This window comes from Flavobacterium alkalisoli, assembly GCF_008000935.1.
Lineage (GTDB): Bacteria > Bacteroidota > Bacteroidia > Flavobacteriales > Flavobacteriaceae > Flavobacterium > Flavobacterium alkalisoli.
The window spans coordinates 2,400,759-2,421,159 of record NZ_CP042831.1; the positions used below are offsets into that span (position 1 = coordinate 2,400,759).

General features: G+C 37.8%; 24 protein-coding genes and 1 other RNA gene. 11 read left to right on the plus strand and 14 right to left on the minus strand.

Translation table 11 applies throughout. The features are described from left to right. Window positions 1-53 precede the first annotated feature (53 nt). The 5 genes from FUA48_RS10705 (at window position 54) to FUA48_RS10725 (ending at window position 2,868) form a co-directional block, all read left to right on the plus strand. Window positions 54-581 (plus strand): tetratricopeptide repeat protein, encoded by a 528-nt coding sequence (locus FUA48_RS10705; protein ID WP_147583524.1) that lies wholly within the window; start codon window positions 54-56, stop codon window positions 579-581. Between the two features lie 25 nt (window positions 582-606). Continuing rightward, window positions 607-1,134: a tetratricopeptide repeat protein gene (locus FUA48_RS10710; protein WP_147583525.1), complete on the plus strand. Its 528-nt coding sequence runs from the start codon at window positions 607-609 to the stop codon at window positions 1,132-1,134. Between the two features lie 6 nt (window positions 1,135-1,140). Beyond that, window positions 1,141-1,680, plus strand: coding sequence for a tetratricopeptide repeat protein (locus tag FUA48_RS10715; RefSeq protein ID WP_147583526.1), 540 nt, complete (start codon window positions 1,141-1,143; stop codon window positions 1,678-1,680). Window positions 1,681-1,701: 21 nt separating this feature from the next. Beyond that, on the plus strand, window positions 1,702-2,163 hold the full coding sequence (locus tag FUA48_RS10720; RefSeq protein ID WP_147583527.1) for a hypothetical protein: 462 nt from the start codon (window positions 1,702-1,704) through the stop codon (window positions 2,161-2,163). Between the two features lie 96 nt (window positions 2,164-2,259). Next, window positions 2,260-2,868, plus strand: coding sequence for a hypothetical protein (locus FUA48_RS10725; RefSeq protein ID WP_147583528.1), 609 nt, complete (start codon window positions 2,260-2,262; stop codon window positions 2,866-2,868). A 1,345-nt stretch (window positions 2,869-4,213) separates the two neighbouring features. Here the strand turns inward: FUA48_RS10725 and FUA48_RS10730 are convergent. From FUA48_RS10730 to FUA48_RS10740, 3 genes are all read right to left on the minus strand, one after another. Beyond that, the gene (locus tag FUA48_RS10730; protein WP_147583529.1) at window positions 4,214-4,429 is read right to left on the minus strand and encodes a hypothetical protein; all 216 of its coding nucleotides are present in this window, start codon (window positions 4,427-4,429) and stop codon (window positions 4,214-4,216) included. Window positions 4,430-4,603: 174 nt separating this feature from the next. Then, window positions 4,604-4,996: a hypothetical protein gene (locus tag FUA48_RS10735; RefSeq protein WP_129750231.1), complete on the minus strand. Its 393-nt coding sequence runs from the start codon at window positions 4,994-4,996 to the stop codon at window positions 4,604-4,606. 84 nt (window positions 4,997-5,080) lie between these two features. Continuing rightward, window positions 5,081-5,326: a hypothetical protein gene (locus tag FUA48_RS10740; RefSeq protein ID WP_147583530.1), complete on the minus strand. Its 246-nt coding sequence runs from the start codon at window positions 5,324-5,326 to the stop codon at window positions 5,081-5,083. 113 nt (window positions 5,327-5,439) lie between these two features. Between FUA48_RS10740 and FUA48_RS10745 the strand changes: the two genes are divergently transcribed. Next, window positions 5,440-6,000, plus strand: a complete 561-nt coding sequence (locus FUA48_RS10745; protein ID WP_147583531.1) for a fasciclin domain-containing protein — start codon at window positions 5,440-5,442, stop codon at window positions 5,998-6,000. Window positions 6,001-6,204: 204 nt separating this feature from the next. Here the strand turns inward: FUA48_RS10745 and FUA48_RS10750 are convergent, their stop codons facing one another. The 5 genes from FUA48_RS10750 to FUA48_RS10770 form a co-directional block, all read right to left on the minus strand. Then, on the minus strand, window positions 6,205-6,627 hold the full coding sequence (locus tag FUA48_RS10750) for an SRPBCC domain-containing protein (RefSeq protein WP_147583532.1): 423 nt from the start codon (window positions 6,625-6,627) through the stop codon (window positions 6,205-6,207). Window positions 6,628-6,712: 85 nt separating this feature from the next. Further along, window positions 6,713-7,174, minus strand: a complete 462-nt coding sequence (locus FUA48_RS10755) for a hypothetical protein (RefSeq protein WP_147583533.1) — start codon at window positions 7,172-7,174, stop codon at window positions 6,713-6,715. 58 nt (window positions 7,175-7,232) lie between these two features. After that, entirely contained in the window at window positions 7,233-7,694 is a 462-nt protein-coding gene (locus FUA48_RS10760; RefSeq protein ID WP_147583534.1) for a hypothetical protein, read from the minus strand. A gap of 5 nt (window positions 7,695-7,699) precedes the next feature. Continuing rightward, window positions 7,700-8,164, minus strand: a complete 465-nt coding sequence (locus FUA48_RS10765; protein WP_147583535.1) for a hypothetical protein — start codon at window positions 8,162-8,164, stop codon at window positions 7,700-7,702. Between the two features lie 235 nt (window positions 8,165-8,399). Further along, window positions 8,400-9,455 (minus strand): glutaminyl-peptide cyclotransferase, encoded by a 1,056-nt coding sequence (locus tag FUA48_RS10770; RefSeq protein ID WP_147583536.1) that lies wholly within the window; start codon window positions 9,453-9,455, stop codon window positions 8,400-8,402. Window positions 9,456-9,544: 89 nt separating this feature from the next. Here FUA48_RS10770 and ffs point away from each other — a divergent pair. The 5 genes from ffs to fsa all read left to right on the plus strand — a co-directional run bounded on the left by ffs (window position 9,545) and on the right by fsa (window position 12,948). After that, window positions 9,545-9,642: signal recognition particle sRNA small type (gene ffs, locus FUA48_RS10775), an RNA gene on the plus strand. 161 nt (window positions 9,643-9,803) lie between these two features. Further along, on the plus strand, window positions 9,804-10,511 hold the full coding sequence (locus FUA48_RS10780) for a hypothetical protein (RefSeq protein WP_147583537.1): 708 nt from the start codon (window positions 9,804-9,806) through the stop codon (window positions 10,509-10,511). A gap of 153 nt (window positions 10,512-10,664) precedes the next feature. Next, window positions 10,665-11,243 carry a hypothetical protein gene (locus tag FUA48_RS10785; RefSeq protein ID WP_147583538.1) on the plus strand — a complete coding sequence of 193 codons (579 nt, stop codon included), beginning with the start codon at window positions 10,665-10,667 and terminating at the stop codon, window positions 11,241-11,243. A 202-nt stretch (window positions 11,244-11,445) separates the two neighbouring features. After that, window positions 11,446-12,249 carry an SDR family oxidoreductase gene (locus tag FUA48_RS10790; protein ID WP_147583539.1) on the plus strand — a complete coding sequence of 268 codons (804 nt, stop codon included), beginning with the start codon at window positions 11,446-11,448 and terminating at the stop codon, window positions 12,247-12,249. A 42-nt stretch (window positions 12,250-12,291) separates the two neighbouring features. Further along, window positions 12,292-12,948 (plus strand): fructose-6-phosphate aldolase, encoded by a 657-nt coding sequence (fsa, locus tag FUA48_RS10795; RefSeq protein ID WP_129750241.1) that lies wholly within the window; start codon window positions 12,292-12,294, stop codon window positions 12,946-12,948. 623 nt (window positions 12,949-13,571) lie between these two features. Here fsa and FUA48_RS10800 read toward each other — a convergent pair. The 6 genes from FUA48_RS10800 to FUA48_RS10825 form a co-directional block, all read right to left on the minus strand. Continuing rightward, window positions 13,572-14,486 (minus strand): NAD(P)/FAD-dependent oxidoreductase, encoded by a 915-nt coding sequence (locus tag FUA48_RS10800; protein WP_147584986.1) that lies wholly within the window; start codon window positions 14,484-14,486, stop codon window positions 13,572-13,574. Between the two features lie 415 nt (window positions 14,487-14,901). Continuing rightward, window positions 14,902-15,501 carry an HPP family protein gene (locus FUA48_RS10805; RefSeq protein WP_147584987.1) on the minus strand — a complete coding sequence of 200 codons (600 nt, stop codon included), beginning with the start codon at window positions 15,499-15,501 and terminating at the stop codon, window positions 14,902-14,904. Continuing rightward, entirely contained in the window at window positions 15,491-16,765 is a 1,275-nt protein-coding gene (locus tag FUA48_RS10810; protein ID WP_147583540.1) for a chloride channel protein, read from the minus strand. The genes FUA48_RS10805 and FUA48_RS10810 overlap by 11 nt, the downstream gene beginning before the upstream one ends. 455 nt (window positions 16,766-17,220) lie before the next feature. Continuing rightward, on the minus strand, window positions 17,221-19,041 hold the full coding sequence (locus tag FUA48_RS10815) for a chloride channel protein (protein ID WP_147583541.1): 1,821 nt from the start codon (window positions 19,039-19,041) through the stop codon (window positions 17,221-17,223). A gap of 74 nt (window positions 19,042-19,115) precedes the next feature. Next, on the minus strand, window positions 19,116-19,781 hold the full coding sequence (locus FUA48_RS10820; RefSeq protein WP_147583542.1) for a DNA alkylation repair protein: 666 nt from the start codon (window positions 19,779-19,781) through the stop codon (window positions 19,116-19,118). Beyond that, window positions 19,778-20,368: an acyl carrier protein phosphodiesterase gene (locus FUA48_RS10825; protein WP_147583543.1), complete on the minus strand. Its 591-nt coding sequence runs from the start codon at window positions 20,366-20,368 to the stop codon at window positions 19,778-19,780. Before FUA48_RS10825 ends, FUA48_RS10820 begins: the two co-directional genes overlap by 4 nt. Window positions 20,369-20,401: the final 33 nt, after the last annotated feature.

Genomic DNA, 20,401 nt, shown 5'->3' on the forward strand with positions numbered 1-20,401 from the left:
TATGGTTTTAAGTTATAATGTAAAACTATTAACTTAGCGATAAACGCCTTACTATGAAAAGAATCTTATTTTTATTCCTTTTGTTTAGTGTTGGTTATGGATATGCACAAAACTATCCGAAGTATACAACCAAAAGGGTAAAAGATACCGTATTTAAACAACCTGAAAAAATTGAAGATACTAAAGATGTTAAAGAGGATCCTCCTGCCAGTTTTAAGGAATTATATGATATAGCAACTGATCTTAACCGAAGCGGTAGATATGAAGAAGCTATCGCAGTATATACAGAGGCACTGGCATTGGCTTCACCCAGATGGAAGTATTTAATAATGCAATTTAGGGGACTATGTTACAACAGGATTAAACAATACGATCAGGCTATAAACAATTTTACAGATGCTATAGAAAATTGTGAGTTTCCTCATGATAATGCAAGAGGACAATTATATCTTTCCAGAGCACTGTCTTATGGCCGACGTGATAGGGAAGGCGATATAGAGAGAAAATGTGCTGATTTAAAAAAGGCCCGTGAATATGGAGCTTTAGAAGGAGACTCAGCTTTAGATACGGGTTGTAATTAATAAAAAATGTACCAAACACCTTACTATGAAAAGAATATTACTTGTATTACTTTTGTTTAGTGTCGGATTAGGCTATGCTCAAAACTATCCTAAATATACAACCAAAAGGGTAAAGGATACTGTTTTTAAACAACCGGAAAAGATTGCAGAGACTAAAGAGATTAAAAAAGAACCTCCCGCTGATTTTATGGCCCTTTTTGAAAAGGGAAGAGGTTTTAGTAATAATAATGAACCTGAAGAAGCTTTAAAGGCTTTTACTGAAGCGCTGGCGATAGCGCCGCCAGATTGGAAGTATTTAGTGCTGCATTTAAGAGGACTTTGTTACTGGAAACTAAAGCAATATGATGACGCCATAAAAGACTATACTAATGCTTTAGAAAATACTAATTTTCCTCATGATAATGCAAAGGGAGTAATACATCTTTCCAGGGGAATTTCTTATGGGTCTCGTGGCGGTGAAGGTGATAAGGAGCGAAAATGTGACGATATAAAAAAAGCCCGTGATTATGGGGCGTTAGAAGGTGATAAGGCTTTAGATTGGGACTGTAATTAGATTAAAATGAAATACTTAATTAAAATGTTATTGTTGCTGGTGTGCCTGTTTACATTTAACGGACTTACAGCACAGGAATATGCTAAAGCCAGACATAAAAAAGGTGTGGCTGCAAAGGAAAAGACAGTTAAAAAGGATCCAGAGGTAACTCCGGTAGCCGATACTGCTGCTCCCGCCACTCCTGTAGACGACGATTTTGAAAAACTGATGCGCCTTGGTGCAAAACAGGTAGGTTCCCGCAAGTATACAGATGCCTTGGCTACCTTTAATAAGGCAATGACCTATAACAGGCAAACAGGCCGTGTGCTAACCTGCCGTGGCGAAGCATTCTCGGGTAATAAAGACTATCTAAATGCCATTAAGGATTATACCGAAGCTATTGAGTTGGGTACTACTTATGACGGCGAAGTATATTATTCGCGAGGTATTTGCAGGGCAAGTTTAGAACAACCCGACAGGGAAGGGGCCTGTGCCGATTTTAAAAAGGCAAAAGAAATGGGCTTTACCGTAGAAGGCCGCGATGTAATAGGAATGTATTGCGATTAATAACACATAACACACCTTGCAATGAGCAAAGACAGTATTATTTACCATATTTTAAAACGTTGCCTTCAGTTGTTCGTAATTTTTATGCTTTTCGGGCTATTTGGGCAAAGCTATTTGAATATATTCCCTACAGATGCCGGCGTGGTTAGCTGGTTGGTTCTTATACCTATAATTCTGTTTGCAGGAGTAGTTATTAGGGATAATATTATAAGATTCAAAAAAAGAAAAAATGAAGATAGCAAAGAGGAAAGTACAGATCATCCTGCTGTAACATTATTTGTAAAAAGGATAGTACAGTTTTTCTTCATTTTTGTGGTGCTAAAAATTGTAATAGTAATGACTTTAATGATGTTACACCCCGGCGCAGAAAACTCTCATACTGCACATAGCATAGTTAATATAGTACCCTTGCTGTGGTTTTTAGGAATTATAATTTGGGATTTCTTTAAAAGGTATAAACTAAACAGGGCAGAGGAATTGTAGTTTTATTTATTAAATAATCAGAATACTTTATTTGTTATCTTTATCGTTATACAGTTAACAACCATGGTATTAACACACCTATTAAAACCTTAGATTATGAAAAAAGCTATGTATTTTGCCACCTTGGCAATATTTGGTACAGCAATGGTTTCATGTAGCAATAATCAATCAGACAATAACGAAACAAATGCACAGGAAGTTACAGCAAAACAGGCTGACAATCTAAAATTTGATAACCTGGGCGATGGAATTGCCAAAGGGTTAGCAGCTTCGTTTAAGGATATGGATTTCTCTAAGCTGTTTGTGTATGATAATGCAGCCGACCTTAAAGCTAAAAGTGATAAGACTTTTGCTGAAATGATTACAGAGGCCAGAGATTTAATTGAAGAGCGTGAGGATATTACCGATTTAGTTTCGACCATTGAAATAAAAGCAGGCGAGGCACATCTTAAAGAACTGATTTTTTTAGAAAACAGCGTTAAGAAAGATCTTGTAGTATATAAGGACAGAAATGGCGTTGAGGAAAAAAGCAGCGGAGTATATACTACCCCTAATAACTTTACACTTCTTACAAATGATTTGGAAAACAATAGTACTGTAGTAAGTGATTATCTTACAAACAACCTTAAAGCAGACGGCGATAGTTTTACTTTTGAACTAAGAGTAAATTCCGGCAAGGCCAGTGTATATGTTTATAAAGCTTAAAAGTTTATATAATTAATGTTCAATGGGAACCTGCCAACCAGCAGGTTTTTATTTTTAGACTTATGAAAAAAATTACTGTTTATATTTTGTCATCTTGATGATAGGAAAGATCTCTGACTATTAGTTGTTTGAGATTCTTCACTTCACTACGTTACGTTCAGAATGACACTTTTAAGACAGTCCCTTTTTATTTAATGACAAAACTTCGACTATCATAAAAAGAAGAGAGCCGGCTTCACAGCGGGCTCTCAGCGTTTTTGATAAAAATAAAGATATAGAGTAAAACAGAATAGATTCTAAGTTAAAAACTGCCCAAAGCTTAAGCTTATTGACCAAAATCCCTCACATTGATTGTAGTGCGCTTTGTTTGGGCAGTTTTAAAGAAAACATACAAATAGCAGACTATGATTTTATATAATGTTTGTGTTTGTTCTTTTTTGTGTGATTTAGAAAAAAATGCCCGAAACCGTAAGAGTTTTTGCAGTAATCCCCCCATTTGATAACGCAGATACTAAATAGCTCCGGGCATAAAAAAAAATAACTAAATCACTAATTAATTAAGGTTATATATTGTTTAGTTGGATGTTCTTTTAATGTTTTGTTAGTTAAAGAGAGTCCGGAAACAAGTTACCGCTTTCACCAGGATTGCTCCGGACTCAAAAAATAACTAATTAATTTAGGTTCATCTTATTGGCTTATATACTGTGCATTTTCATGCGTATAATCTTTAAAAAATAGCCCGAAATCAAAAGTGTTTTTGCAGTAATCCCCCCATTTGATAACGCATGTTGCCTTGCCGATTCCGGGCTTTAAAAAATAACTAAATATTAAACTATCTCAAATTGTTCGTTTTGTATATAGTGCCTGTGCTATGATTAAAAAAATTGCCCGAATTGATGTTTTTTTCGATGTAATCCCCCTAGATAGCATGAATTTATCAGGCTTCGGGCAATCATAGTTATATATAATAGCAGGGCATAAATTTATTTATATGGTGCTGCATGGGCCGTTGCTTTCTGCAGTCTGTGTCTCTTAAAAAAATAGCCCGAAATAATAAGTTTCACTGTAATCCCCCCATTTGATAACGCATGTCACTTGGATGTTCCGGGCTATGATAAAAAAATAGCAAAGTAAATTTAAGGTGTAATGTATTCTATCGCTGCAAGGCCTTTTGCCGGTTAACCTTACAGTTGGTTATGTCTTTTAAAAAATTGCCCGAAATAAGTTAGTTAAGTAATCCCCCACAATGATAACGCTGCTAGCTTGGTTTTCAGGCAATTTGGAAATATAGAAGGTGTTTAAAGAATTTGTGTTTGTGTTTGTTCTATTGGTTAATTCCTTTTACTTATAACACCCCTATAAAGCTTATTACGCATCTGCATACCCCCACAGGTACCAGTAATGCAAGTACTATAAAGGCTATAATCTGCCACCAGTTTTTTACTCTTCTGGCAAAGGCAAAATTTAGCATGGTTATTATTATAAGTGATATTATTATTGCTGTAAAAAATACGTAAAGTACCAGCATCCCAAGGTTTTCGGCTAAAAATATTGTTCTCATCTTACTACGTTTTTAAGGTTGAAAAGCAATTTGTTTATTTCAAATTAAAACAAAACTCCCCCCGGCATATTAAAGCGGTTAACTTTAATGCCTTATTAGCATGGCAACAGTATTCCCGGGTGGTAATATTTACCTCCTTAAACTGTTAAAATTGCGTGGTAGTATTTAGTTGGTTTACGCTGCTCTTGATTTTAATTCCAAAAGCTCTTTTACGTAGTGGGGTTGCAGGTGAGTAAACTCATCACAGCATTGTAAAAGTCTAGAGTAACCGTTCTCAACGGCTGTCCAAAACAGCTGTTGTTCGTCCTGGCACAGGTTGCAAAGCTCCAGTTTCCTGCAAATAGTTTTATGCAGTGTGCTGTCTATAAAGCCCCAGCCCATTTCGTGCCTTTCGTTAAATCCTTGGGGAGGAATGTGCGATTCTAACCTTGTAATAAGGTTTAAGGTCGTTGTGCCCGGTTGAAGGGCTGCTAACTCAGTTAAAGCAAGTCTAATGATTTCATCATAGCTTTTCCATCTGATGGAAAAAACCTGATCAGAGTTTAGTTCAATGAATCCGCTTAACATGTCTAGTAATTTTGTTTGGTGGTTAATGTTTATTGGTTGGTTGGTTTGGTTGTTGGATGTGTATTCTATGTCATTTAAATATTTTTATGTTATCCCTATTATCCCGTAGGGAATATCTTTGTTATCATCTTTTTGAATCAGTACTCCGTTAACTGTCAATGGTATAGGTTGTACTTCTTCAAACATTTGGGTTTGTTCCAGTACCACAGTGTTATAATCCTGAGGATTAAGCACTAAGGTATTTTGCCTGTTTAGCCCCTTTTCTTTTACGGTATCTGTAAGTACCTGTAAGCTAATATTTTTACCTATATATTTCAGCTGCGTTTTCATATGCCTGACTGATTTGATCGAAAAGTAGTTAAAAATTTGTAAAACTTATCTTGTTTAAAACCAAAAATCGATGAACGACGTAAATTTTCCTATAAAACGTTAAAATTTCAATTATGAAAAATCTAAAACAAATCTATTCAACTGCAATTGTGGCTTTTATGCTGCTATTAGGAACCGCGTCTTTCGCACAAAAGACTGTAATGGTAGGCGGAGCGCCCATGTATCCTACAAAAGACATTATTGATAATGCCGTAAATTCTAAAGATCACACAACGCTTGTTGCGGCCGTAAAAGCTGCCGGATTAGTAGAAACTTTAAAGGGTAAAGGTCCGTTTACGGTATTTGCACCAACAAACGAGGCTTTTGATAAATTACCTAAAGGGACTGTAGAGACTGTTTTAAAGCCTGAGAACAAAGAAATGCTTCAGGGTATACTAACGTATCATGTTGTGGCAGGTAAGTGGAGCGCAGCCGATATTGTGAAAGCCATTAAAAAGGGTAATGGTAAGTACACTGCAAAAACAGTACAGGGTGGTACTCTTACTTTTATGATGGATGGAAAAGATGTATGGGTTATGGATGAAAAAGGTGGCAGGGCAAAAGTTACTATTGCCGATGTTAACCAAAGCAATGGTGTTATTCATGTTGTTGATACTGTGCTTATGCACAAGTAATTAAACAACTTAAAGATAAATTCAGTGTGTGACTGTTTTTTTTGGTTGGTTTGATAAAAGCCGTTGTTTTTACAGCGGCTTTTTCTTGTTATTGCGAGGAGGGACGACGCGGCAATCTTAGAATTGTAGAAACACATTATATAATAGGAATAAAAAAAAGCCCTTCTTTATAAGGAAGGACTTTGATGCTGTACTGCTTGCTAACTACTCAACAATTTTTTTGAGTCCGTCTATAACAACGGCCCAGCTTTGTTGTGAGTGTTTAGCTCTTTCTTCATCATAATTGGTTTGGGTAACGGTAAGTTGAGTCCCCTGTTGTTCAGGTTGTACCTCATAGGTAACCTGTAGGTAATTGTTGGTTTCGTCCGGTAAGTTGCTCCAGCTGCTCAGGTAACTGAAAGAAAGCCTTTTGTTAGGCTCATATTCCAGCACCGTACCTTCATCAGTATAGGTTTGCCCTTCATATTCGCCCGTAAAGAGAACAGGGCTGCCCACTTTCCAGTCGGTTTTCATGTTAGAGCCAAAAAAGTACTGCTTAACGATAGAAGCATCGGTAAGTGCCTGCCATACTTTTTCTGTTGGAGCGTTGATAGTGGTTTGATAAACAGATTTAAATCCTGTTTGCATAGCTGTTCGTTTTTTGATGAAAACAAATATAACGAACTGACTTGTAAGCGATGAGGGGTAATACGGACTTCTTTATGGTATCAATTTATTTTTGTTTTGCTTTCTCTACCGTCATGTGGGGTGTCCAGTAGCCCTGCGCATCAAGATCGAAACCTGATTTGATAACCTGAGCCTGACAGTTACACTTAAGGCTGTACACATTATCAGGATTAAGGGCTATTAGGATGGTAAAAATGAGTGGCAGTACCGTTATAACCCAAATACCTGTAATAATGAGTTTAGACATTACTATACGCTTTATACGGTTAATTATATAGATAATAACAAAGCTTATTGCAAAATAAACCAACAGGTTGCCCAATAGCGGAAGTAGAAAAATCTGATTAGATAGTGAGGTGTGAAACCCCGGGGCAAGATATATAAAAGGGAAACCGTACATAATTACCTCACCGGGTCCGTCAGGGACATTTACCAACCACCATTTAGAAACAAACATAAACGATAATAAGGTAAGAGGAATTACTAAAATGAGTATAAGTCGTTTCATATCAGTAAGGTTATACTCAAAGTTAGTGAAAATATTGATTTACACCTTTAATAAAAGACTAAGGCTTTTCTGTTTCTTTATATACATGTTTTGGTCCTGAATAACTGGTTATTCCAAAACCAAACCTACTCTGTTTAACTTCAATATCAAAATCACGGGTAAGGCTATATATCTCATTATCCATAAAAAGCAAATCGGGGGTGTATATTAGTAAAGAAGTTAGGGCTATAATCCGTATCGTATAGATTTGAATTGTACTAAGGTTTATTTTTCTTAATCTATTGATAATGGCAACCAATGTAAAACAGGCAGTAAAGTATATTAGTAAATCTGCAATGAGAGGAAGGATATAAAACTCAAAAGACAGGGAGGTATGAATACCCGGAGAAACAAATATAAACGGAAAGCCATGCATTATTACACGAGGGCCATCAATTATATCTACTACCCACCATTTGTTTAGAAACACAAACGTAAGTATCGTTATAGGTATAACAAGATTGAGTATAAGCTTCTTCATAACTATTAACTTTTGGTTACAGATAATCTTTTTATTACCTGATTTACTGCTTCATCTAATTCTTTATAGTCTTTTAGGTAGGGAAGGAGTCCTGTAAAAAAAGGTTTACTCTTTAGTGCCCCTAACAGATATAGCGAATTGTAATGCTTAGTATCCGGAGAGGTATAGCTAACATTATAAGTGCCATAAGGAAGCTCTGCAGAAAATATGTCTTCACGGTTTACTTTATAGTCTGTTATATAAAGACTAATCATAGCAAAAGTTTTAGTGTCCACATAATAGGTGTAATAAAACTCCATGCTTTTGCTTAGTTCTTTTTCTATGTTTTTTTTTGTGCCATCTTTTGGAGTAACAGAAATTTCTATGGAAGGCATGGGTTTGTCCTGATCTCCCATATGTTTAAAAGTAAAACTTTGAGAGTAACAGGTGAGTGATATAAACAGGAGTAAAAGTAAGGCTATGTGTTTCATATATGGTAAGGTTAAACTCAAATGTAGTAATTGTTCCTTTATTCTGAAGTAAACAGGTAAAAAGTATTTGGAAGGTTTATAACACTCCGGTTGTCATTGCGAGCCTGCGAAGCAATCTGTTACGTGAAGATATTTTTACGACAGAGAGATTTCTCTGTTTCGCTGTCGCTTCAATCGGAATGGAAATAAAAAAAGCTCCCCGAAGGAAGCTTCATATATAAGTAGTGTATAACCACTAGTCTTTTTTGATACGTATTTCAAACATCTTGTCCCAGTTTTTACCGGTAACAAAAATGGTTTTTGTTTTAGGGTTGTAAGCAATACCGTTTAATACATCAAGTTCCGGATGAGGGGTAACCTTATGCTTAAGTTCAGTTAAGTCTATAATGTGCTCAATGGCTCCCGTTTTAGGGTCTATAACAGCAACAGCATCTTTTTGATAGATGTTACCATATATTTTACCCTCTATCCACTCCAGCTCGTTTACAGCCTTAATTTTGGTGTTTTGGGTATATACATTAATATAGTCTACCTCCTCAAGGGTTTCAGGATCCAGTACCCATATCTTTTCGGTACCGTCGCTTTGGTATAGGTATTTATCATCGTGGGTAAGTCCCCAGCCTTCTATATTCTTAAAGTATTTAAACTCCTTAATCTTCTCAAAAGTATCGGCATTGTATACAAAGCCGGTGTGGCTTTGCCATGTAAGCTGGTATACCTTATTATTAAATACGGTTATACCTTCGCCAAAGTATTTTTCAGGAATACTGATTTGCTTGTAAACCTCACCTGTTTTATAGTTGGTTTTGCGTAGGGTAGATATTCCGTGTCTTCCGGTACCTTCAATTAAGGTGTCGCGGTAAAACTCCAGACCCTGTGTATAGGCTTTAATATCGTGAGGGTAGGTGTTTACAATTTCATACTTAAGCGGAGTAAAGGCTACACTACTGGTAATTTCTACTCTTCCGTCTACTTCCTGGTTTTTACCTTCAAAAAATACAAGGGCTTTTATGTTTAGGTAGCCCAGTTTTTGATTGTTAAAGCTAAAGTTTACTTTTTCGTTGCCTTTTGCAGCACCTATTCTTTTGTCGTTTACATAATAAACAACCGAGTCAATTTCTTTGTTTTTTTCATTTACCACGCTAAAAGAAGTAGATTCTTCAAGGTGATATTGCTGTTTCATGGCCGAAGTATCGAGCTTAAATAAATTTTTTTCAGAATTTTTTGTGCCGTCACAGCTCATTGCGGATGCCCCCAATAAAATGAAAGCTAATAAGTTATGTTTTTTCATGGTTTTATTAATAGCGATTACAATATACAATTGTATTTTACAACTGGCAATTGCCTTTGCGAAAATACAAAAAGATTGTATATTTGCACCGGCAAGTCCTACACGACCAGCTCCTGCAGACTCCTCCAGGGCGGGAACGCAGCAAAGGTATGTGGTTGTAGCGGTGCGATGTAGGTCGCTTGCCATTTTTTTCTTTTATACAGTCGGTCTCCCAATGGGAGATTTTTTTGTTTTAAGGCATTTGAGATTTACTTCGTTGGTTAACTCCTTACTTTTTTTGAAATAAATACTATATTTTATTAATTTTAAGTTCACTCTATTTTTAATAGCTATATACTTAATGGAATTATGAACAGTATACAAAAGGCAGCAAGGCAAATTATCAAATGGTCGTTTAACTTATCTGTTAGCTTAATAGAAAATTTTTCTGATATGGATATCTATAAAGGAAAAGTTGATAAACTAAGAGAATACCCTAAAGGGACTTTAGGTTTTGATATTGCCAAATGCCTTGATGACCACAATCTGACTCTTGTACCTAATTATGAAAGCCACGACCTAAAGCATGTTCTGTTAGAGTATGATATGACACCTGTAGGCGAAATAAGAATGCAGTCATTTATGCTGGGTAACGGTAATTATACTATTCCGTGTTTTACGATTTTACTATTTGGAGTTCTGCTTTTACCTGATGAGTGGAGTACTTTACGCAAGGACTTTAAACTGGGAAGGAAGTCCCAACCGGTTTCTAAGTGGACTATTGAAGAGTATGCCTCTTTTGAAACTGTAGATTTAAGGCAGCACGTAATTGGTACTAAGAAAACTAAAAGAACTGTTTGGAATATGAGTAGTCTAACAAAGTATGCAGCAATAGTTTCTGTTTTTGCTGGAGTTTTCGGGATGGTATTTTGCCTTCCGTTCTTGTTTTCTTCAAACATTGCCGACCTTATAGGTGCCGGATTTCCTTTTGTGGGAGGGTCAATACTAACAGTTGGCGGACTTTATACGCTTTCAAATCTTACAAAGGCTAAAGTAGAAACGCAGGTTATTAGTTAGAAGGGATTCTAAAGTAAAAGACTATATTTACAACATGAAAGCCTTACCTGTTTTAATTCTTTTAATGTATATGTTCTGCTTTTCTTGCCGAGAAACGGAATTAAAATATGGGTGTACTTTTATTGTTAAATCCTAAATGTTAAAGAAATTAAAATGAAAAAATGTATTCTAATTGCCTTTGTTCTTATTTTCAATTTTGTAACTGCTCAGGAAAAACCCCTAAATGAAGATTTAAAAAAAGAATATGACCTGATGCTCGTATCCGATAGTTATAAAGATTTTGAAAAGGCAGCTGAAAATTACGTTAACAAAATATATTTTCTCAAAACTTTTAATGAAATATGTTATGAAAGCCTCTTTTTGAAAGTCCTGAAAGAAGAGATAAAACTTACTTCTTTTAAAGACTATGAAGAAGCAGAAAAAGAATATTTTATACTAAAGGAAAAATACTCTGTCATGAAAGAACTTAATAGTGGGTTTTATCTGGCTTTAAAAGATTCAAATTTGTGGGATTTGGCAAATATAATTGCTCCTTTTAGTATGCCTGAAACAGATTCCTGTCATTGTGAAATTACTTATAATAAAAGTTTAAGCATTTTAGCATTTCAATATGAAAACGTTCTTAAAAATAAAGAGAAATCTGTTGTCAGTACATGGATTGCCTATAGTAAAGAGAAGTTGATAAATAAAAAGGCCTATGAAATGTGTAAACGCGGTTGTGAGCTGAGGTAGCGTATTGTATGGCTAAATTCTTAAGATTACTTCGTCGTTCCTCCTCGTAATGATGGTATGAGTTTACTTAACGAAGTCCTTAATTCAAAACTTAAAATTTATCATTTATAATAGTCTTCTGTCTCTCATCTATTATCTAATCGTCTTTCTTTAAAAATCCGTATTTTCGCCATTCATTTATAAATCTTCAAATCAACCATTAATGAAGAGAGTTGTTTTTATTACCGGAGGATCTTCGGGTATAGGTAAATCAGTAGGCGAATTTCTTGCAGAAAAAGGATATACAGTATATGGTACCAGCCGTAATCCGCAAAGGGTGCCCGAGTCTAAATTTCCGCTTGTAGCGCTCGATGTTCGCGATGCACAAAGTATTAAGGCAGCGGTTAGCGAAGTAATACAAAAAGAAGGCAGACTGGATATACTTATTAATAATGCGGGTGTGGGTATTACAGGTCCGCTTGAGGAGATTCCTGCTGATGAGATTAAAAACAACTTCGAAACCAACCTTTTTGGCCCTATCGAGGTAATGAAGGCTGTACTGCCGCAAATGCGCGAACAAAAAAACGGACTCATAATTAACGTAACTTCCATAGCCGGTTATATGGGGCTGCCATACCGTAGCGTGTATTCGGCATCAAAAGGGGCGCTGGAGCTTATTACCGAAGGCCTTCGTATGGAGGTTAAGGGCTTTGGCGTTACAATAAGTAATATAGCACCAGGCGATTTTGCCACAAACATAGCAGCAGGGCGTTACCATGCACCACTTGTAAAAGGTTCGCCGTATGAGGTTCCTTATGGTAACACGCTTAACATGATGAACGACCATGTAGACAGTGGCAGTAATCCAACGGAAATGGCTGAGGCTGTTTATGCTATAATAAAAGACCCTAATCCTAAGGTGCATTATAAGGTAGGTGCATTTATGCAAAAGTTTTCTATAGTTTTAAAAAGGTTACTGCCTGATAAAGTGTATGAAAAGTTGCTTATGAATCATTATAAATTGTAGTTTTGCAAAAAAATTTTCCAGAAACATATTTAAAGTAAGAACATGAAATTTTTTATCGACACAGCTAATCTTGACCAGATTAAAGAAGCTCAGGAGCTTGGCGTTCTAGATGGTGTAACAACTAACCCGTCTCTAATGGCTAAAGAAGGTATTACAGGAAGAAACAACATTCTTAAGCATTATGTTGACATCTGTAATATTGTAGACGGCGATGTAAGCGCTGAGGTTATTGCTACCGACTATGAAGGTATGATTAAAGAAGGTGAGGAGCTTGCCGAACTGCACGAGCAGATTGTGGTTAAAATCCCTATGACGAAAGACGGTGTGAAAGCTGCTAAATATTTTTCTGATAAAGGAATCAAAACAAACGTAACGCTTGTTTTCTCTGTAGGTCAGGCATTACTTGCTGCTAAGGCAGGTGCTACTTATGTGTCTCCGTTTATTGGTCGTTTAGATGATATCTCTACAGATGGTTTAACACTTATCGAAGATATCCGTCTTATCTATGATAACTACGGTTATGAAACAGAAATTCTTGCTGCATCAGTACGTAACACTATGCACATTGTAAACTGTGCTAAAATAGGAGCCGATGTTATGACAGGCCCTCTAAGCGCAATTGCAGGTTTATTAAAACACCCACTTACCGACAGCGGTTTAGCTCAGTTTATTGCTGACTACGAAAAAGGTAATAAGTAATAGTTTAAAGGCTGCTTCGGCAGCCTTTTTTATTGGATTTAATTTAAGATTCAAAGATTACTCACTCTGTCATTGCGAGGAGGAACGACGAAGCAATCTGTTATGGAGTTGAGTGTTCCCCTCTTGAGAGGGGATAGGGGTGTGTGTGTTTAATATGAATTACGAATTGAGATGTCTCCATGTCTCCATAACATTTCCTTAGCCTGCGATGGCGTAGCGTGGTCGTTGCGAGCCTGTGGCAATCTTAAACTATTCTTTTGTCTTGAAACAAAAGAACCATCACGCTGTAGCGTGACTACGGCTGTGACTCCTTAGGCTAAAAATTATTTCATTCGGCTAAACCATTCGAACTCGGCTATCGCCTCAAACAGCGAATGCTTTTTAACGCCTCATTCATAATTTTCTTTACGCCACAGAGCCAAATGCCATAGCTTCACTCTGCTGTTAATATTTGCTTTTGTCATTGCGAGGAAGCACGACGAAGCAATCTGTTATGGGATTGAGTGTTCCCCTCTTGAGAGGGGATAGGGGTGTGTTTAATTATGAATTTCAAATTTCAAATTATGAGTTAGGCTAGAGATATCTCCCTGAAGTCTACCGTCTATCATCTATTATCTTCAGGTCTAAATTGCAAACTTCTCCTCAATAAGCTGTCTGTTTATGGTTGCACCCGCTTTGTTTCCCTGTGCTACGGCATTAGCTATAGACCTAAAGTGAGTAAGGCAGTCGCCCGCAGCATAAATACCGGGAACCGAAGTCTGCATGGTGCGGTCTACCTTTATAAAGCCTTTCTCGGTAAACTCAACGCCAAGTGCTGCCGGAATATCACAATGCTGTATAAACGCCAGTTGGGTAAATACGGCATCAAGTTGCTCGGGTTCGGTATCCTTAAAATGAAGGCATATTAACTTGCCGTTATCATGTTCAATGGCTTCTATACAGTTTTCAACTATTGTTATATTGTTTTTATTTAGGCTGTTTACTTCCTCTGGGGTAAGTGTACTGGTACCGTTTGTAAAAAGGGTAAGATTATCACTCCACTGACTTATGATTTTTGCCATTTCATACCCCATGTCGGCATTACCCCAAACCCCAATCTTTTTGTTTTTAAATTCGTGTCCGTGGCAATAGGGGCAGTGCAGTATAGAGATTCCCCAGCAGTCGGCAAACCCCGGAGTAATGGGAATGGTGTCTTTTATTCCCGTAGCAAAAAGTACTTTCTTAGCAGTGAAAACCTGTTTATTTTTTGTGGCTACCTGAAAGGTATCACCTACCGGAGCGACATGAAGGGCGAATCCGTCAAGAAAATATACCGTAGGATAGCATAAAACCTGTTCGCGGGCTATTTGCCTTAGGGTATTGGGCTTGCTGCCATCGTTGGTTAAAAAGTTGTGGGAGTAGGGTGTTTGTTTGTTACAGGGTTCTCCGCTGTCTATAACCAGTACCGTTCTTCCGGCACGGCCTAATGACAATGCGGCTGATAACCCGGCATAGCTTCCCCCTATAATTATCACGTCAAAAATTTCATTCTCTTCCATAGCTAGTCTGATAATATATAAAGTTATCAAACTAAATTTTTAGAGAAGAGTACTTTAACGTTGTGTTAGATTTTGAGCAGGATTTTGGATAATAGATATGAGATTTGAGACTTCATAACACAGTCCCTCAGCCTGCCACGCTGTGGCGTAGTCATTGCGAGGAGGTACGACGAAACAATCTGTCATGGTTTTGAGTGTTCCCCTCTTGAGAGGGGCAGGGGTGTGTTTGTTTAATGATGAATAACAAATTGAGATGTCTCCCTGCGGTCGATATGACATTCCCTTAGCCTGCCACGCCATGGCGTGGTCATTGCGAGCCTGCGAAGCAATCTCTGTAAACTTAAACAGATTGCCACGCTCCATTCCATTCCGCTCGCAATGACAGTCTTGCGTCTATCATCTATTGTCTTAAAATCTAAAACTTGGTTTTAAACCTCCTGTATATCTGTTTGTATCTTTTTCTGGCTGTGTGCGAAGGATACTTTCTGTATGGGGTAAGGTTATTAAAAATCAATGCTATGGCAAGCAGTATTAAGCAACCCGACAGTACAGGCGAAAGGACATACATATAGCTCAAAGCCTTTATTTGCGGAGAAGCCGTTGCGGCTATAAGCGCTGTAGCGCCACCGGGTGGGTGTAGTGTTTTGGTTATTTGCATCACAACGATGGATAACGATACTGCAAGCGGGGCAGCTACCCATAGCAGGTCGGGGAATATTTTTTGTACCGTTACCCCAATTATGGCAGATATAACGTGTCCGCCAATTAAGTTTCGTGGTTGTGCCAGCGGACTTTCTATAACTCCATATACCAAAACGCAGGATGCCCCAAAAGATCCTATCAAAAACACAAGCTCCTTTTCAGGCATCAGTCCGTACTGTAAATAAGCTATTATACCTAACCCTATAAACGATCCTATATAAGCCCAAAAGTGTTCTTTAAAGTCTACTAAGGTTTCTCTGTATAAAACATACCGTGTTTTACGGTAGGTACGTTTAATTCGTTTAACGGGCATGTGCAGTTTTTTCTTTATAAGTATACACATTATACGGGCAAATCATTTTTGAAGTGATTTTTGCCACATAACAAACTACAAGCAGAGGGAAAAACAATGTATAATCGTTTACCACACCACATACCAGAAACAATGCCGTTAACGGAGCATGTATACTTGCGCTTAGCATAGCTGCCATGCCTACAATCATAAAATTAAGAGGTATGATATCTGCATGTAAAAATGTATTAACCAGCAAAGCCACTAAAAGCCCTAAAAAAGCACCTATAAAAATGCTGGGTGCAAAAACGCCACCATCTCCGCCTGCGCCTAATGTAATAGAGGTTATTATGGGCTTCATTACAATAATGCCTAAAAGCAATAGCGCAACAGGCAATGTGAATAACAAGGTATTGGCTGATTCTAAATTTTCTTTTATGGCATGATAGCCATCCCCATATAACTGAGGTAATATAAGCAGGACAATGCTTAATGATAAAGCCCCTACCATAATTTTATAAGATTGCTTTTTTACTGCTGAAAACAGTTTTTTAATAACCAATACACATTTAGTAAGGTATACAGAGTTTAATCCGGCAATAATACCTAAAACAATAAAGTAAGGTATTGCCTTCCATTTCCAGAGTGATATGGCAACTTTAAAAAGAGGGGGCTCGTTCATAAGGAGCAATAAGCTGTAAGCAACTGTTACCGAAAGTCCTGTTGCAATAACAAATGATTTAGACATCTTTTTGGTAATTACTTCATAAGCGAATAATATACCTGCTAACGGACTGGAAAACAATGCGGTAATACCTGCCGCTATACCAGCGCAGATAAGTTCATTTTTGTATTTTCTTAAAAATCGTTCTTTTTTGTGCGCTATATTCCCTATTGCTGCCGTAGAAACCACAGTAGAGACTTCTATACCTGTCGATCCTCCAAAACCTACTGTAATAAGTCCGTTTACAAAATGGGAAGGGATTTTATAAGCAGCCAGATTTTTTCCTGATTGTGTGCTTTCAAAAACTTCTTTTATGCCTTTATTCTCTTTCTTTTTAAAAAGGTAATGCCTTAAGAAATATATAACCGAAAGCCCTATTAAAGGAAATACAAGCAGGTATAATTTATTGATAAGGGTTTTTTCAAATAGGCTGGCTTCAAAATGTTCAGTTATATGCTTCAGGCTTATGGAAAGTGCTCCTGCTAAAAAACCTACAAGCAGTGATGCTATTATTAGTTTTTGCCATGTAGTAATTACATATTGCTTTCTTTTATTCTTCATAAGTTATGAGATAAAAAATTTATGCAAAAGTAAGCAGCAAATGGTATGTAAACAAAGATAAAAGAGTTTAAAATAAGCTTAGGGCTGGTTTAACATTATTCTTTTGTCTTGAAACAAAAGAACCATCACGCTGTAGCGTGACTACGGCTGTAACTCCTTAGGCTAAAAATTATTTCATTCGGCTAAAGCATTCGAACTCGGCTATCGCCTCAAACAGCGAATGCTTTTAACGCCTTATTCATAATTTTCTTTACGCCACAGAGCCAAATGCCATAGCTTCACTCTGTTGTTAGTATCGGATGTCATTTGGATACGAAGTGATAACGGAGTGAGACACGAGGCTGTAAGCCGAACTGATGAAATAAATCTCTGGGATTTCTCTCGCTGGTCGAAATGACAGCCGCTACCGTCATTGCGAGGTACGAAGCAATCTACTGCCCACTGAATACTGAGCTCTACTCAATAATCATTTCAATATGCTTCTCCCTGTAGTCGTTAAGTATTTTAGATTTTTGCACAAAGCCATAAAACTTATCGTCCTTAAGTATAGGGAGGTAGTCGGCTTTCGAGGCTTCCAGTTTGTCCATAATCATTTCTACCGAATCTTCAAGTGATACCGTTTCGGTTGCAGGAGCCATAAGCTCTTCCAGCTTGGAATACTTTATCTTAAACGGACTGAATATTATATGCCTAATGGCATTAAAATCGATTATACCCACCAGTCGTTTCTTTTCGTCTACAACAGCAAAAAGGCTTTCGTTTGTAGAGGTAAGCAGCTGCACCACATCATCGGGAGTTTGTGTAGGCAGCAGGGTAGGAACATCGGTTTTAATGATATTAAGGATGTCTATAGAATTAAGTACGTTTCGGTCTTTGTCTGATGTAAATACTTCACCTGTTTCGGCAAGGTGTTTCACGTCCATAGAGTGAACTTCAAACTGTTTGGATACCGCAAAACTGATAGATGATACTATCATTAGCGGAAGCATAAGGCTATAACCTCCGGTAATCTCCCCGATAAGGAATATTGCCGTTAGCGGCGCATGGAAAAGTCCGCTCAAAATACCTGCCATACCCACTATGGTAAAGTTGCCCACAGGCAGGTCTTTATCCAGTCCGGTGAGGTTTATTATTTTGGCCACAAAAAAGCCCAGGTAAGACCCTACAAACAGGGAAGGGGCAAAGTTACCACCGTTACCACCGCAGGAAAGCGTAAGTCCCGTTGCAAATACCTTTAGCATCATGGTTATACCTGCAAAAAGCAATAGTATCCAGGCATTGTCTTTAAATTCATCTACAAGGGTATTGTTCATAATAACCTCCGGGTGCTGACCCGAAAGTATCTTGATACTCTCATAACCCTCACCAAAAAGTGTTGGGAACAGGAATATAAGAAATGCAAGCGGAATGGCACCGTATAATGCTTTGCGGTACTGTCCCATTTTAGTACGGGCAAAATGCTCTTCTATCCTCTGGAAGGTACGCGCGTGGTATAGTGATACAAAACCTGCCAGTATGCCCAGCAGTACATAGTAATGTATGTTATGGTAATCAAAAGACTGTTCTTTAGGGAAAGTTAGTAATACCTCTTCATTAAGTACAATGGTAGAGATAAGCGCACCTGTCGCTGCCGATATCATAATAGGGATAAAGGCCGTGATGGTAACATCGGTAAGTACAACCTCTATGGCAAAAAGCACCCCGGCAATAGGGGCATTAAACGCTGCGGCTATACCGGCAGCCACACCACAGGCCAAAAGGAGTATCCTGTCTTTTTTAGACAGCTTGTATTTTTGTGCAAAGTTAGACCCGAAAGCCGCACCCGTTATGGTGATGGGCGACTCAAGTCCTGCCGATCCTCCTAAACCTACGGTTAGGGAACTGGTAAGTATCTGGGCATACATTTGTGCCCTGGGGATTATACCTCCTTTTTTTGCTACGGCATAAAGTATGCGCGAGCTTCCTTTCTCAATTTTATTGTTAAGTACCCTACGCACTACCCATACCGTTAGTACAATACCCACTATAGGCAATATACTGTTAATGTAAGGCAGCTTAAGGTAGCTGTTTACATAGGTAGCAAAACGGAAAACGTTGTGGGCAAACCCTTTAAGTATAATTACCGCAAAACCTGTGGAGATGGAAACCAAAACACAAGACAGGTAAATAAAGTGCCTTTCGGATAAAAGGCTTTTCAGTAAAAAGAACAGGGTTTCAAGACGCCTAAAGTTATTTCTGAAGAATAATCTGATTTTAGAAATTGTTCTTTTGGGCATTGCTTACTACTACTATTTAGATTGAGAATTTAAAAATGCTAAGGTACTGCATTTGTAAATTATTTAGGTCTAAATCATAAATTTTTTAACGCTTCTCTAGCACTCAGGGGCTTTAGGCCGGCTTTTGTTACGAAATCCCTAACGGCCTGCGGATTGGTTTTTCCGTACTCTCTTAGTGCCCGGCCAATAGCCTTTTGTATAAAAAATTCGTTACTGTGCTTATGCTTCAGGCTTTGGGTAAAAAGTATATCCTCAATAGTATCTTTTTTATAACCCAGCTGGAAGATAATAGCACTTCGGTTAAGCCACATATTATCACTATCGGAAAAACGGTTTATAACGTTTTCTGTCTCCTCCGGAAACTGCTGCAGGTAAACTCCCAAAAGATATTTGGAAATAGTATCTACACTATCCCACCACGAATGGGTAACTATAAGATGTTCAATAAGGATTATATCATCCTTTACAAACTTCTTTTTAAGCTCTTTTATAAGCAGCTCTATGGCACAATAGTGATACTCCCTTTTTTCCGTTTCATAGAGTTTAAGGGCTATATCGCGGCAGGATGTTTTAATTTCCTGTTTATGGTTAAGGCAGGCTTCCTTAAAAATTGCCCTTCTGTCGTTTGTCTTTAAGCCATAAAAAGTAAACAGGCCCCTCATGTAGTCCTGCATGTACTTTGCGTTTTCAGCATTGGCATTGGCTTTAAAGCCCAAGGTAAGTTCGTCTATGAAATTCATATTTCCAGTTCGGCTGATTTCTCTTTTACGTGATTTTGCAAATCTGCGAAAAATTCGGCGAATTCCTTTTCAAAAATAGCATAGTGTTCCTTAAGTTCCTTAACTGAATTCCGCATACCCGACCTGTTTTTGGTCCTGTTGTCCATTTGCGTGAGTATACGCTCAATACCTTCCAGCGAAGCATAGCTTGCCAGCCAGTTATAGGTTATCATATACGGCATCATGCCCTTGGTCTTTTCGGTAAGTATATCGTAGTTGGCCTCCAGTATATGGTAAAAGCCCAGTGTATATTCTTCTAACGGAGTGCTGCTGTAGCTTGCCCAGTTTTTGGCAAGGAAATGATCATAAAACATATCCATAATCACTCCGGCATAATGATGATACACGGGGTGCAGCCTTTTTGTACCTTTCCTGAAAACGGGGTGGGCATCGGTATAACTGTCTATGGCACGATGCAGCAGTATCCCTTTTTGAACATCAGGCGGAAAATGTTCGTATTTGTTTCCCGGAATATTATCGGCCATAAAGTTGCCAATCTTAACCAGATCGTTATCGCCCGAAAGGTATATGTGTGCCAAAAAGTTCATAGGCACAATTTAGCGATAAGTTTTGTGTTGGCA